12 protein-coding genes are annotated in these 14365 nt (G+C 66.8%); 8 read left to right on the top strand and 4 right to left on the bottom strand.

Annotated elements, in window-relative coordinates; all coding sequences use genetic code 11:
* The first annotated feature begins 18 nt into the window (after positions 1-18).
* From ppsR to Q0326_RS12705, 6 genes are all read left to right on the top strand, one after another.
* Positions 19-1461, top strand: coding sequence for a transcriptional regulator PpsR (gene ppsR / locus Q0326_RS12730; protein ID WP_298691034.1), 1443 nt, complete (start codon positions 19-21; stop codon positions 1459-1461).
* An 86-nt stretch (positions 1462-1547) separates the two neighbouring features.
* Complete coding sequence (chlG, locus tag Q0326_RS12725) at positions 1548-2432, top strand: chlorophyll synthase ChlG (protein ID WP_298691032.1); 885 nt, start codon at positions 1548-1550, stop codon at positions 2430-2432.
* The gene (locus Q0326_RS12720; RefSeq protein WP_298691030.1) at positions 2420-3754 is read left to right on the top strand and encodes a BCD family MFS transporter; all 1335 of its coding nucleotides are present in this window, start codon (positions 2420-2422) and stop codon (positions 3752-3754) included. The genes chlG and Q0326_RS12720 overlap by 13 nt, the downstream gene beginning before the upstream one ends.
* Positions 3751-4947: a geranylgeranyl diphosphate reductase gene (locus Q0326_RS12715; protein WP_298691028.1), complete on the top strand. Its 1197-nt coding sequence runs from the start codon at positions 3751-3753 to the stop codon at positions 4945-4947. Before Q0326_RS12720 ends, Q0326_RS12715 begins: the two co-directional genes overlap by 4 nt.
* Positions 4948-4953: 6 nt before the next feature.
* Entirely contained in the window at positions 4954-5436 is a 483-nt protein-coding gene (locus Q0326_RS12710; RefSeq protein ID WP_298691026.1) for a TspO/MBR family protein, read from the top strand.
* 8 nt (positions 5437-5444) lie between these two features.
* Positions 5445-5726, top strand: coding sequence for a hypothetical protein (locus tag Q0326_RS12705; protein ID WP_298691024.1), 282 nt, complete (start codon positions 5445-5447; stop codon positions 5724-5726).
* A gap of 16 nt (positions 5727-5742) precedes the next feature.
* Here Q0326_RS12705 and Q0326_RS12700 read toward each other — a convergent pair whose 3' ends face one another.
* From Q0326_RS12700 to fumC, 4 genes are all read right to left on the bottom strand, one after another.
* A complete protein-coding gene (locus tag Q0326_RS12700) occupies positions 5743-6132 on the bottom strand; it encodes a cytochrome c family protein (RefSeq protein ID WP_363304098.1) in 390 nt (129 codons plus the stop codon).
* Positions 6133-6511: 379 nt separating this feature from the next.
* Positions 6512-8428: a CocE/NonD family hydrolase gene (locus tag Q0326_RS12695; protein ID WP_298691019.1), complete on the bottom strand. Its 1917-nt coding sequence runs from the start codon at positions 8426-8428 to the stop codon at positions 6512-6514.
* Between the two features lie 100 nt (positions 8429-8528).
* Complete coding sequence (locus Q0326_RS12690) at positions 8529-9038, bottom strand: hemerythrin domain-containing protein (protein WP_298691017.1); 510 nt, start codon at positions 9036-9038, stop codon at positions 8529-8531.
* A gap of 23 nt (positions 9039-9061) precedes the next feature.
* On the bottom strand, positions 9062-10528 hold the full coding sequence (gene fumC, locus Q0326_RS12685) for a class II fumarate hydratase (RefSeq protein WP_298691014.1): 1467 nt from the start codon (positions 10526-10528) through the stop codon (positions 9062-9064).
* Positions 10529-10818: 290 nt separating this feature from the next.
* Between fumC and Q0326_RS12680 the strand changes: the two genes are divergently transcribed.
* Both Q0326_RS12680 and Q0326_RS12675 read left to right on the top strand, forming a co-directional pair.
* A complete protein-coding gene (locus Q0326_RS12680; RefSeq protein WP_298691012.1) occupies positions 10819-11913 on the top strand; it encodes an efflux RND transporter periplasmic adaptor subunit in 1095 nt (364 codons plus the stop codon).
* Positions 11914-11917: 4 nt separating this feature from the next.
* The coding region (locus Q0326_RS12675) for an efflux RND transporter permease subunit (RefSeq protein WP_298691010.1) at positions 11918-14365 on the top strand (2448 nt) is incomplete at its 3' end.

Below are 14365 nucleotides of genomic sequence, written 5' to 3'. Positions count from 1 at the left end.
GGAGTGCGACGCTCGTCAATGAACAAGCATATCGCCCCCTCCCGTGAAACGGGTTTTGCGGAGCCGGACGTGATGCCCGGATCGCTTCCAGCCGCCGTTGCCGCGTCGCTGCTGGCCGCCGTTGGCGATGTCGCTCTCATCCTGTCGGCGGATGGCAGGATTCTCGACGTGGCCGTGTCGCAGGGCGAGCTTGCCAATCATGGCTTTACGGACTGGATCCGCGAAGCATGGGTCGATACCGTCACGGTGGAAAGCCGGCCCAAGATCCTCGAGATGCTGGCCGCCGCAACCGGCGGCGGTGCCGCGCGGTGGCGCCAGGTCAATCATCCGGCCGCAGGCGGCGATGTACCCGTGCGCTATCTGGTGATGGGGCTTGGCGATCCGGATCGCCTCATCGCGATCGGCCGTGACATGCGCGGTGCCGCCGAAATGCAGCAGCGCCTGCTGCAAACCCAGCAGTCGCTGGAGCGCGACTATATTCGGCTTCGTCACGCCGAGACCCGCTATCGCCTGCTGTTCGACATGGCATCCGAGCCGGTGCTGATCGTCGACGTCGAGGCGCGTCGTATCCGCGAAGCGAACCCAGCGGCGCACCGGTTGCTCGATGCGTCGGATGGCGCGCTGGTCGGCAATCCGGTCAACACCCTCGTCGATCCGCAGGACCGCGACAGTCTCGTCGCCTATCTCGGTGCGGCGGAAGCGGCGGACGATCGCGCGCCCATCCTGTTGCGTCTGAACAATCGACGCGGCGAGGTACGAATCTCGGCACGATTGTTCCGCCAGGCGAGAGCACCCTTGCTCATCGTTCGCATCGCGCGCGCCGACGGCGCGATCGCGGGGCATCAGTTCGACAGCGCCTTGAGCGATGTCGTCGAGCGGATGCCCGACTCCTTCGTGCTGACGGACCGCGACCTGAATGTGCTGACGGCGAACGGCGCGTTCGTCGAGCTTGCCGAAATGCCGTCGGTCGAACGCGTCACCGGCGCCGCGCTCGGTACATGGCTAGGCCGGCCCGGTATCGACCTCGAGCCGATCGTCGGGCAGATCCGCCAGCATGGCTCGGTCCGCAACGTCGCTACGATCCTGCGCGGATCGGCGGGCGGGGTCGAGGAGATCGAGGTGTCCGGCGTCGCAGCGCCTATGGGCGACGGCGAGTGTTACGGCTTTACGATCCGCAGCGTTGCCCGCCGTCCGCGAACCGCGCCAATGCCAACGCGCGATGTGCCGAGGTCGGTCGAGCAACTGACCGAGTTGGTCGGCCGGATGTCGATGAAGGAGATCGTGCGCGAGAGCACCGATCTGATCGAGCGGCTCTGTATTGAGGCTGCCTTGACCTATACCGCAGACAATCGCGCCTCGGCGGCGGAGATCCTCGGGGTCAGCCGGCAAAGCCTGTATTCGAAGATGCATCGGCACGGTCTTGGGAATCTCGTCGCTGGAGACGAAATTGACCCGAAATAGGGGCTAATATGGAGTTGTCATTTCTGTTTGACGATCGCGAATGTCAAGCATAACATCCGTGCATGACTTGGACGCTATCCCGCGGCATGTCGACGCCGCTTCCTTCCCCGGGCGACGTTATCGAGCTGTTGAAGCCGGTCACCTGGTTTCCGCCGATCTGGGCCTTTCTGTGTGGCGCAGTCTCTTCGGGCATTCCGCTTGGCGCGCGCTGGCCGTTCCTGATCGCGGGCGTGTTGCTGACCGGACCGCTGGTGTGCGGCACGAGCCAGGCGGTCAACGATTGGTTTGATCGCCATGTTGATGCGATCAACGAGCCCGACCGTCCAATCCCGTCCGGCCGAATTGCCGGCGCCTGGGGGCTGCGGATCGCGATGATCGGGACGGCGCTGTCGCTTGCGGTGGCGTGGCTGATGGGCCCCTGGGTCCTCGCTGCGGCGAGCGTGGGCCTGCTCTGCGCCTGGGCCTATAGCGCGCCGCCGTTCCGCGTGAAGGGCAGCGGGCTATGGGGCCCGGCGGTGGTGGCGCTGACCTATGAGGGGCTGACCTGGTTCACCGGCGCGAGCGTCATGCGCGGCGGTTTGCCGACCCTACAGGTGCTCGCCATCCTCGCGCTCTACAGTGCCGGCGCGCACGGCATCATGACACTCAACGATTTCAAGGCGGTCGAAGGGGATCGCGCGACCGGCCTGCGATCGCTTCCGGTCGTGCTGGGCGTCGGTCGCGCGGCACGGTTGGCCTGCGTGGTGATGGCGGTACCGCAGAGCGTCGTGATCCTGCTGCTGGCAAGCTGGGGGCATCATGGTGTCGCCGTCGTCGTCGGCGGCCTGCTCGCGGGGCAGTTGGCCTTGATGCGGACCCTGCTCCGCGATCCGCTCGCCAACACGCCCTGGTACAATGCCACCGGCACGACGCTGTACGTGCTGGGCATGCTGGCCTCCGCGTTCGCGCTTGGCGGCGTGTGGGCGCTGTAGGCGGTCCAGCCTCGACCGCGCCGCTGGGCTGGCTCGGCATCGTACGGCTGGGGCTGGTACAGAGCGCGATCGGTGCGATCGTGATGCTGGCGACGTCGCTGCTCAACCGGGTGATGGTGGTCGAATATGGGCTGCCCGCTGCGCTGCCGGCGGGACTCGTCGCGTGGCATTATGCGGTGCAGCTCGCGCGCCCGGCCTGGGGTCACGGGTCGGACAGCGGGCGACGGCGGACGCCGTGGATCCTGACCGGCATGGCGCTATTGGCACTGGGAATCCTGCTGGCGATCGCGGCGCTGAGCTGGCTCGCGGCGCGTTCGGTCTTCGGGATCGCGCTCGCGCTTGTCGCGTTTTCGATGATCGGCGGCGGCGTCGGCGCGGCGGGAACCTCGCTGCTGGCGCTGCTTGCGGCGCGGGTGATGCCCGAACGCCGCGCGGCCGCGGCATCAATCACCTGGATCATGATGATTGCCGGGATTGCGGGGGCGGCGGGCGTGGCGGGCGCGTTGCTGGAACCCTTTTCGTTGGAGCGGCTTGCGGCGGTCGGCCGCGGGGTCGCCGGCGTGGCGTTCCTCGTCTCGATCGCGGCGCTGTGGGGCATCGAAGGCGAGGCCGATCTCGCCTCCGCCGCGCACGCGCAGATGCCCGCGACGGTGCCCTTCCGGGTCGCGCTGCGCGAATTATGGGGTGAGAGCGATGCGCGCCGCTTCGTCGTCTTCCTGTTCCTGTCGATGTTCGCCTATTCGATGCAGGAGTTGATCATCGAACCGTTCGCAGGCCTGTTGTTCGGCTTCTCGCCCGGACGTTCGACGCAATTGTCGGGCGTCCAGCATGGCGGCGTGCTGCTGGGAATGGTGCTGGTCGGCCTGTGCGGCACGTTTGGTGGGGGCGGCGCCGCGACGATGCGGCGCTGGGTGGTCGGCGGCTGCATCGGCTCCGCCGTCGCGCTGGTGGGCCTGGCGATCGCCGCGCGTGTCGGTCCGGCCTGGCCGCTGACCACCAATGCAGGCGCACTCGGTCTTGCCAACGGCGTGTTTTCGGTAGCCGCGATCGGCGCGATGATGGGGCTGGCGAGCGCCGAGCGCGGGCGCGAAGGGGTGCGGATGGGGGTCTGGGGGGCGGCGCAAGCGATCGCCTTCGGCCTCGGCGGGCTCATCGGTGCTGTGGGCGTGGACATCGGACGCGTGCTAATCGGATCGACGCCCGAGACATTCTCCATCATATTTGGTGCGGAGGCGCTGCTGTTCGTCTGCGCGGCTTGGCGTGTGCCGCGGCCGCACGTGCACGCACCACCGGTCGTGCTCGTCCACGGCGCGCCGGCATGACGACGCAGACCTATGATTGCGTCGTGGTCGGTGGCGGGCCGGCAGGCGCCACCGCCGCGACAATGCTGGCCCGCGCCGGACGCCGCGTACTGCTGCTTGACCGGGGCGGACGGGTCAAACCGTGCGGTGGCGCGATCCCGCCGCGACTGATCCGCGACTTCGCCATTCCCGATCATCTCATCGTCGGACGTGCGGTCGCCGCCCGCATGGTCGCGCCGTCCGATCGGACCGTCGACATGCGCGTCGATCGGGACGGGGAGGGTCGGTTCGTCGGCATGGTCGATCGCGACGTCTTCGACGGCTGGTTACGCGCGCGTGCCGCTCTTGCAGGTGCCGCGTTGCGCGTGGGGACGTTCGACAGGATCGAGCGCGACGCGGATGGCTGCGCGGTCATCTGCTATGCCGAGATGCGAGGGGGCGCCGAGCAAAGGGTTCGCGCGCGAAGCGTGATCGGCGCCGATGGCGCGCGCTCGCGGGTGGCCAGCACCGCGCTGCCCGCCGCTGGGCATATGGCCTGCGTCTTCGCCTATCATGAGATCATCCGCTCGCCTGTGGCCGATACCGAGGCCTTCGATCGCGGCCGGTGCGACGTCTTCTACCAGGCGGCCTTGTCGCCGGACTTCTATGCCTGGATATTCCCGCACGGCGATACCGCAAGCATCGGTGTCGGCAGCGCGGACAAGGGCTTTGGCCTGCGCGCCGCGACCGCGCGGCTGCGTGTACGCGCCGGACTGGATCGCTGCGAGACGATCCGGCGCGAAGGCGCGCCGATCCCGCTACGGCCGCTGCGACGATGGGACAATGGCCGCGACATCCTGGTCGCGGGTGACGCCGCGGGAGTCGTCGCCCCGGCATCGGGCGAGGGGATTTATTATGCGATGCTCTCGGCCACGCACGCAGCGGATGCGGTGGCGGCGTATCTCGCCACCGGCAAAGCCGCGTGCCTGAAGCAGGCGCGTCGGCGTTTCATGCGGTCACATGGTCATGTCTTCCGCATTCTCGGGCTGATGCAGTATTTCTGGTATCGCAACGATCAGCGGCGAGAGCGTTTCGTGGCGATGTGCGCCGACCGGGACGTGCAGCGCTTGCTCTGGCCCGCCTATATGACCAAGCGGCTCGTCTATGCCCGCCCGATGGCCTATCTGCGCATTTTCCTGAAGGATATGCGGCATTTGCTGCAAACTGCGGGCTGATCGGCGATGGACCGCGCGTGGCTGTTTCCGATCCTCGTCGCTGGCGCGATGGTGCTGGCCGTCGCAGCGCTGGGCGCGACCATCACCGATATCGGACCTTGGTATCATCATCTCGTTCAGCCGCGCTGGGCGCCGCCCGATGCAGCCTATGGTGTCGCGTGGACCGCAATCTATGCGGTGACCGCGCTGGCAGGCGTGACAGGCTGGCTCGCCATGCCGCATCGGCGCGAGCGCGAAGGGCTGCTCGGGCTGTTCGCGCTCAACGGCGCGTTCAACATCCTCTGGAGTCTGCTCTTCTTTCGCCTACACCGGCCCGACTGGGCGGTGTTCGAGGTGCTCGCGCTTTGGCTGTCAGTCGCCGCGCTCGTCGTCGCCATCTGGCGCCGGTCGATGATCGGCGCTGCGCTGCTGCTGCCCTATCTTCTGTGGGTGACGTTCGCCGGTTATCTTACGATGACGATCGTCCACCTCAACGGACCGTTTTCCTGATCGCCGGGATGGCCTGGCTTTTCGCTACCGGCCATGCGGCCGATGCCGTTCTCGTAGTGATCGGCATCGAACTGGTGTGGCTCGTGACCCGCAGCGGCTGGCGCGTCGTCGATGCGACGCTGTGCCTGGCACCCGGCGCACTGATGCTGGCCGCGCTCCGCGCCGCGCTCCTTGGGCTCGACTGGCGATGGGTCGCCATGCCGCTGCTGCTGTCCTTTCCCGTCCACCTTGCCGACCTCGTCCGACGCAGGCGTTCCGCGAGTCCGGGCGACCGACGAGCGACGGATTAGGCGAACCGCGGCTCGATCAGGAATTGGTCTTGAGATAGGCGATGACGTCGGCGCGCTTCTGCGGGTCGGGGAAGCCGGCGAAGGTCATCTTGGTGCCCGGCACGACGCGCTGCGGCGCCTCGAGATATTGGAACAGCTTTTCGGGCGTCCAGGTGATCCCGCTGTTCTTGTTGGCGTCCGAATAGGTATAGCCTGGTATGATCCCCGACTTGCGACCGACCACGGCGTGCAGCGACGGACCGATCTTGTTCACGCCGGCATCGATGGAATGGCATGTCTGGCAGGTGATGAAGTCGATTTTGCCCTGCGTCGCGTCGCCGGTGTAGCTCGCATATTTGACGCCGCTGATCGTGTCGGTGTTGTCGGCCGCCGGAGCCGCGGCGGCGGGCGCCGGTGCGGCGGCCACTTCGGTATTGGCTGTCGGTTCGCTCGCGCTCTGGTCGGGCGCCCGCTTGGAGCATCCCCCCAAGACCAACGCCGACACGACTGCGCAAAGCACGACCTCACGAAAGCGGTCGATCGATACTGATTGCATTACCTCTCTCCTGTCACCGCATCCTGCCCACTCCCATCGCCATAGTTGCCCTTTCCCCGCCGACTGTCCAACTCTATTTACACGGCCCGTCGTCGCGCTCATTTACGACGGCTGGTCCGAGGCTTGGTCGATATCGGCGACGCAGCGCTTCGACGCTCGCCTTCGGCGCATCCCGCTTTAGCGATGTGGTCCGGACGGACGCCTGCCGGTTCGTCGACCGGTACCGCGAGGCTCCGACCGACGCCCGACGTCAGCGCTGCGCCGTGCTGGCGGTGACGACCGGCAGCAGCACCGCGCTCGCGCCGGCGGCGCCATGTTCGACCGTCATGGTCGCCGCTTGGTAATCCGCCGGCTTGGCGAAGAAGATATTGGGCACATAGGTCTGGGGGTTGCGGTCGTAGAGCGGGAACAGGCTCGACTGCACCTGCACCATGATGCGATGCCCGGGCTTGAACACATAGTTCATGGTCGGGAGCCTGAACTTATACTCCTGCACCTGCCCGGCCGGGATCGCCGAGGGCTTCTCGAAGCTCTGGCGATAGCGGCCGCGGAAGATGTCGAGGCTGACTGGCAGTTGGTAGCCGCCCATTTCGGGCCGGTCGCCATTGCTCGCCGGATAGACGTCGATGATCTTGACGACGAAATCGGCGTCGGTGCCCGTCGTCTTGACGAACAGGTCCGCCATCGGCGCGCCTTCGACGGTCACGGGCTTGTCGAGCACGGGCGTCTGATAGGAGAGCACGTCGGATCGTGAGGCGGCGAAGCGCTGATCCTGGACCAGCCATGTCGTCCAGCGGGCGCGATCGCCCATCGGGCCGACCGGTCCGGAGAGGAACGGCACGGGCTTGGCGGGATCGGAGACATAGCTGTCCTCGCCGGCGGCGGGCGGCTTGAAGCCGAGGCCCATTTGCGCTTGCAGGTACAGCGGCGTGAGGCCGGTCGCAGACGCGCCAGGCCAATCGGCGAACGTGTCCCAATGGTTCTCGGCGGCGTTGTAGATCAGCACCGGCGGGGTCAGCTCGGCCGGCTTCTCGTCCTTGAGATAGGTGTCGAAGAAGGGGATCAGTACGGTCTTGCGGAAGTCGGCGGCGGTGTCGCCGTTCCATTTGAGCGGGCCCAGGCTTTCGGCAGAGCGATTGACCTGGCTGTGATACCAGGGGCCCATCACGAGATGATTGGTGTCGGCGTGGCCGGCCGCCTTGAGCGCTTCCCAGCTGTGGACGGCGCCGTACATGTCCTCCTGGTCCCACAGGCCCTGGAGCCACATCGTCGGCACGGTCGACGGTCGCGCGACCACAGCCTTGTCAAGCGCCTGGCCCTGCCAGAAGGCGTCATAGGCGGGGTGCCCCGACAGCCGGTTCCAGAAGGGCAACTGCTGGAAGCCGTGCGTGATCGCCCAATTGCCCGCCGAGCCGGCATCGAGGAAATTCTGGTAATCGTCATAGCCTTGGCGGGGCACCGCCTTGCCCTCGCCGGTCTTGCTGGTCTGCTCGGTGAAATAGTCGAGATTGACCTGGCGGAAGGCGCCGTAGTGGAACCAGTCGTCGCCCATCCATCCGTCGATCATCGGGCTTTCCGGGGCAGCGACCTTGAGCGCGGGATGCGGCCCGAGCAGCGCCATCGTCACCGTCCAGCCGTCGTAGGACGAGCCGATCATGCCGACGCGCCGGTTGCTCTCGGGGACGTTTTTGGTGAGCCACTCGATCGTGTCATAGGCATCGGTGGTGTCGTCGGTCTTGGTCGGGTTGAGCGGGCCGATCGGCGGGCGCGTCATGACATATTTGCCCTGCGAGCCATATTTGCCGCGGATGTCCTGGCTGACGAAGATATAGCCGTCGTCGACCCATTCGCGCAGCGCCGACCACACCGCGTCGCGTAAGTGCGGGCTGTTGCCCTTGACGTCGAAATTGGCGTCGTAGGGCGTCCGCTCGAGCAGCATCGGCAGGCCGTGCGCATTCTTGGGGACGACGATCACGGTGTGGAGCTTCACGCCATCGCGCATCGGGATCATCACGTCGCGCTTCACATAGTCGAAATCCGCCTCGGGCGGTATCCACTTGGCCGGAATGTCCGTCCCGGTCTGCACCATGTCGCTGTCCTTGAGCGGCGGCGCGGCGGCGAGCAGCAGGACGGCGGTGAGGGCGACGAGCGGGAGCGGTTTGGTCATGACGGCCTTTCGCGAGGGACGCCTGTCCGTATCGAACCGGTGCCGGCCCTGACAAGCCCGCGTGAGGGTGGTCAGGGCATCGCCGATTGGACCGGTGGGCCTAATGCGTTGCCACCCAGCTGTCCGGATCCTTGTCGATCGGCCGGACGCCGGTCACATGCGCGAATTCGTGGACGACGAACGACACGCCGAGTTCGTGGCGCAGCTGGAGCGAGGCGTGGCGGCGGAAGTCGGTGAGGCCTTCGCGCTCTTCCTCGGCCATATGGTCGCCGTTCGCCTTGTTGGCGGCCGCGACTGCGGCGAACCAGTCGTCGCTGCCTACCTGGTGCGCGGCAACCGCGGCGACGGCGTCGCGGATCTCATTATGGTCCTTGATCGCGTCGAGCGTCTCGTCCTCGACGCCCTCGGTGTCGCCGGCGGTGCGACCGACCTGGAGGAGCGCGGGATAGAAGAACTTTTCCTCGGTCTCGGCATGGACCTCGAGGAAGGTCGCGAGACGGGTCCACACCGCGGCAAGCGCGTCACGGTCCGAGGCGTCGATCTGCTCGAGCATCGCGAACAGCCGGCGTTGCTCGTGATGGTCGTCGAGGATGAGTTGGGTGACGTCCATCCGGTGCTCCTGCGATGCGGCGCTCAGGCGCCTGCGAGGCCGTCGCCGACCATGTCGGCGGCGACGACGATGCGGTCGAACTCCTCGGGCGAGATCTTGCCCGATGCGAGCGCCGCCTCGCGCAGCGTCGAGCCGTCGGCGGCGGCCTGTTCGGCGATGTGCGCGGCGGCATGATAGCCGATCGCCGGCGACAGCGCGGTCACCAGCATCAGCGACTTGTCGATATGCGCCGCGATCGCCTCGCGGTTGAGTTCGGTGCCCTCGACCGAGAAGCGGCGGAACATCTCGCAGCCGTCCGCAAGGATGGTCGCCGAATGCAGCACATTGTTGATGATGATCGGCCGCATCGCGTTCAATTCGAAATTGCCCTGGCTGCCCGCGAAGGCGACCGCGGTGTCGTCACCGATCACCTGGATCGCGATCATCACGATCGCCTCGCACTGCGTCGGGTTGACCTTGCCCGGCATGATCGACGAGCCCGGCTCGTTGTCGGGAATCTTGAGCTCGCCGAGGCCGCAGCGCGGGCCCGAGCCGAGCCAGCGCATGTCGTTGGCAATCTTCATCAGCGCGACCGCGGCACCGCGCAGCGCCGCGCTTGCCCGCACCATCGCGTCGAGCGAACCCTGCGCCATGAACTTGTTGGGCGCGGTGACGAAGGGCTTGCCCGTCAGTTCGGCAATCCTGGCGGCGACGGTGCGCGAAAAACCCTTAGGCGCGTTGAGGCCGGTGCCGACCGCGGTGCCGCCGAGCGCCAGTTCGTAGAGACCTTCGCGGGACCGGGCGATCTCGGCCTCGGCGGCGCGCACTTGCGCGGCCCATCCCGACCATTCCTGGCCGACGGTCAGCGGCACCGCATCCTCAAGATGCGTCCGGCCGATCTTGACGACGTCCATCCATTCGGTGGCTCGCGCCTCGATCAGCCTGGCGAGACGATCGAGCTCTGGCAGCAGCCGATCGTCGAGCAACTGCACCGTCGCGACGTGCATCGCGGTCGGGAAGGTGTCGTTGGAGGACTGCCCCATATTGACGTCGTCATTGGGCGCAACCGGCGTCTGGCTGCCGAGTTCGCCGCCGAGCAGCTGGATCGCGCGGTTTGACAGCACCTCGTTGACGTTCATGTTGGACTGCGTGCCCGAGCCGGTCTGCCAGACAAACAGCGGGTAATGCGCGTCGAGCTCGCCTCTGATCGTCTCGTCGGCGGCGCGGACGATCGCGTCGGCTTTCCACTGCGGCAGGCGGCCTTCCGCGGCGTGGACCAACGCGCACGCCTTCTTGACGATGCCATAGGCGCGATAGACATCGACCGGCATGCGATCGCGCCCGATCGAGAAATGGTGCAGCGAGCGCTGCGTCTGCGCGCCCCAATAGCGGTCCGCGGCGACCTCGATGTCCCCCATGCTGTCGAACTCGCGCCGCGTGCCCCCTGCCGGCAATCCGATCGGAACATCGCCGATCACCGGTGGGCTGTCTTCGGATACGGCCACTGACATCTCCTCGCGCCTGCGATCAGCCAGCGCCCGATTCGCGGGATCGTTCCCATTTGAACAGGCATGATGCTCTGCGAGCCAGCGCGGGTTTGCTCGATGACCACGACGGCGCAATCGCGTCGTCGATCTAAACAATCGCCTTCGCGGCCAAGCTACGATGTTATCAAATAGGCAAAAAGACGCGGCGCGCGTTGTCGCGTCCGCGCATGTACCAAAATATCCCTATCCGTGTGCGGGATTTTCCGCGATGCGCCGGCCGGATGATGTTTTCTCGCCGCGCTACCGCCAGTCTCTTGACCATCGCGCTGACCCTGGTCGGATGTGCGAGCAAACCCAAGGCCCCACCGCCGGCACCGCCCGAGGTCGGCGTCGTCACGCTCGCCACCCAGCCGGTGACGATGACTGCCGAACTCACCGGCCGCACCGATGCTGTGACCTCGTCGGACGTCCGTCCGCAGGTCGACGGCATCATCCAGAAGCGCCTGTTCGAGCAGGGCTCGCTGGTCCGCGCCGGCCAGCCGCTCTATCTGATCGACCCGCGCCCCTATATCGCCGCGCGCGACCAGGCGGCCGCGACGCTCGAAAGCGCGAAGGCGACCTATGCCGCCGCGCAAGCGCAGGCCGATCGCTACAAGACGTTGAGCGACGTCCAGGCGGTGAGCAAGCAGCAGATCGACAACACGATCGCGACCGCGCGTTCCGACCTTGCCGCGGTCCACCAGGACGAGGCCTCGCTCCGCGCTGCGCAGATCAACGTCGACTATACGACGGTCCGCGCGCCGATCAGCGGCCGGATCAGCCGCACCATCGTGACGCCGGGCGCGCTCGTCACCGCGAGCCAGACCGACGCACTCGCCACCATCCAGCAACTCGACCCGATCTATGTCGACATCGTCCAGTCGAGCGACGCGCTGCTCGCGCTGCGCCAGTCGCTCGCCAAGGGCAGCGTCACGCCGGCGAGCGCGACGGTGCGGCTCAAGCTGTCGTCGGGCGTGGACTATCCGCTGCCCGGCAAGATCGAATTCGCCGAGGTCACGGTCGACGAGACCAGCGGCACGGTGACGCTGCGCGCGCGCTTCCCCAATCCGCAAGGGCTGCTGCTCCCCGGCCTGTTCGTGCGCGTCGAGGCGCCGCAGGGGGTCGTGCAGAACGGCATCCTCGCGCCGCAGCAGGGCATCACGCGCGATCCCAAGGGCAATGCCACCGCGCTCGTCGTCGGCGCCGACAACAAGGTCGTCCAGCGCGACGTGACCGCGGCGCAGGCGATCGGCGACAAATGGCTGATCACCGCGGGGCTCAAGGCGGGCGACAAGCTCGTCGTCGAGGGCGTCGACCAAGCCAAGCCGGGCATCGCCGTCAAGCCGGTCGCCGTGAAGCTCGGCAGCTGACGCCGTGAGCCGTTTTTTCATCGACCGGCCCATCTTCGCATGGGTGATCGCGATCGGCATCATGCTGGCGGGGATCGCCGGCATCCTGCAGCTGCCGATCGCGCAATATCCCGACGTCGCGCCGCCCTCGGTCAATATCTCGGCGACCTATCCCGGCGCCGACGCCGCGACGCTGCAGTCCGCCGTCACACAGGTGATCGAGCAGCAGCTGACCGGGCTCGACGGGCTGCTCTATTTCTCCTCGACGTCGAGCGCGGCGGGCTCGGTCTCGATCACCGTCACCTTCGCCAAGGGCACCGACCCTGACACCGCGCAGGTCCAGGTCCAGAACAAGGTCCAGCAGGCCAATTCGCAGCTGCCGACCGAGGTGCAGACCGAGGGCGTGACGGTCACCAAGTCGAACGCCGACTTCCTGCTTGTCGTCGGTCTCTACGACAGCAGCGACCGGACCTCGCAGGCCGATGTCGCCGACTGGCTGGTCAACAACCTCCAGGACGAGATCTCGCGCGTCAGCGGCGTGGGTTCCACCCAGCTGTTCGGCTCGGGCTACGGCATGCGGATCTGGCTCGACCCCTATAAGCTGGCCGCGGTCCAGCTGATGCCGTCCGACGTCGAGACCGCGGTCACCGCACAGAACACCGACGTCTCGGCCGGTCAGATCGGCCAGATCCCGGTGGTCAAGGGCCAGCAGCTCACCGCGATCGTCACCGCCAAATCGCGGCTCCAGACCCCCGAGCAGTTCCGCAACATCGTCGTCAAGACGCGGACCGACGGGTCGGTCGTCCATCTGAGCGACGTCGCGCGCGTCGAGATGGGCAATGATAGCTATACGACCGACGCGCAGTTCAACGGCCACCCCGCCTCCGGCCTCGCGCTCCAGCTCGCGCCCGGCGCCGACGCGCTCAAGACCGCCAAGGCGGTCAAGGCGATGGTCGCGCAGCTGACCACCAGCCTGCCGCCGGGCTATGTCGTCACTTACCCGCGCGACACCACGGACTTCATCATCCTCTCGGTGAAAGAGGTCATCAAGACGCTTATCGAGGCGGTGATCCTCGTCGTCATCGTGATGTTCGTGTTCCTGCAGAACTGGCGCGCGACGCTGATCCCGGCGATCGCGGTGCCGGTGGTGCTGCTCGGCACCTTCGGGATCCTCGCGCTGTTCGGCTATTCGATCAACACGCTGACCCTGTTCGGGATGGTGCTCGCGATCGGGTTGCTCGTCGACGATGCGATCGTCGTCGTCGAGAATGTCGAGCGGCTGATGGAGGACGAGGGGCTGTCGCCGCACGATGCCACGGTCAAGTCGATGGGCGAGATTTCCGGCGCGCTGATCGGCATCGCGATGGTGCTGTCCGCCGTGCTGCTGCCGATGGCCTTCTTCGGGGGCTCGACCGGCGTGATCTACCGGCAGTTCTCGATCACGATCGTCTCGGCGATGGCGCTGTCGGTGCTGGTCGCGCTGGTGCTCACGCCGGCGCTGTGCGCGACGCTGCTGAAGGCCAAGGAACGGCGCACCGACAACAGCCTCGGCGGCCGCTTCAACCGCGGCTTCGACACGATGACCGACCATTATGTGGGCGGCGTGAAATGGGTGATGGTGCGGCGCCTGCTCACCCTGCTGATCTATGGCGGCATCGTCGCGCTGCTGCTCGTCCTGTTCCTGCGCCTGCCGACCAGCTTCCTGCCGAGCGAGGACCAGGGCCAGTCGATCGTCCAGTTCACGCTGCCCGCCGGCGCCGCGCAGTCGCGCACCAATGCGGTGCGGGAGCAGGTCGAGAATTTCTTCCTCAAGACCGAGAAGAAGAATGTCGCGGGGATGTTCGCGATCTCGGGGTTCAGCTTCGCGGGGCAGGGGCAGAATACCGGCACCGGCTTCGTCATCCTGTCGCCGTTCGACAAGCGGACCGCGAGCGCGGATTCGGTCGACGCGATCAACGCGCGCGCGACCAAGGCGTTCGCGCAGATCCACGACGGCCAGGTGTTCGCGCTGACGCCGCCGCCGATCTCGGGGCTCGGCCAGTCCAACGGCTTCACCTTCGAGCTGCTCAATTCGAGCAACATGCCGACCGCGCAATTCACCGCGCTGCGCGACAAGATCATCGCGGCCGCCGCCAAGGATCCGGCGCTCGCGCAGGTCCGCGCCAACACGCTCGCGGATGCCCCGCAGCTCCATGTCGAGATCGACGAGCCCAAGCTCGCGGTGCTCGGCCTCGCCGAAAGCGACGTCAACGCGACGCTCAGCGCGGCGTGGGGCAGCACCTACATCAACAATTTCATCGACCGCGGACGGGTCAAGAAGGTCTATATGCAGGCCGATGCGCCCTATCGCATGGTGCCCGACCAGCTCGACAATTGGTTCGTCCGCTCCTCGACGACGACCAGCGCGACCAGCACGACGACCTCGACCAGCAGCAGCACGACATCGGTGCCGTCGACGATGGTGGTGGCGATG

Origin of the sequence: uncultured Sphingomonas sp. (genome assembly GCF_937859915.1) — a bacterium.
Classification (GTDB): domain Bacteria; phylum Pseudomonadota; class Alphaproteobacteria; order Sphingomonadales; family Sphingomonadaceae; genus Solisphingomonas.
The sequence above is the reverse complement of the archived record's forward strand: the minus strand, read 5'-3'. Positions and strand labels throughout refer to the sequence as shown.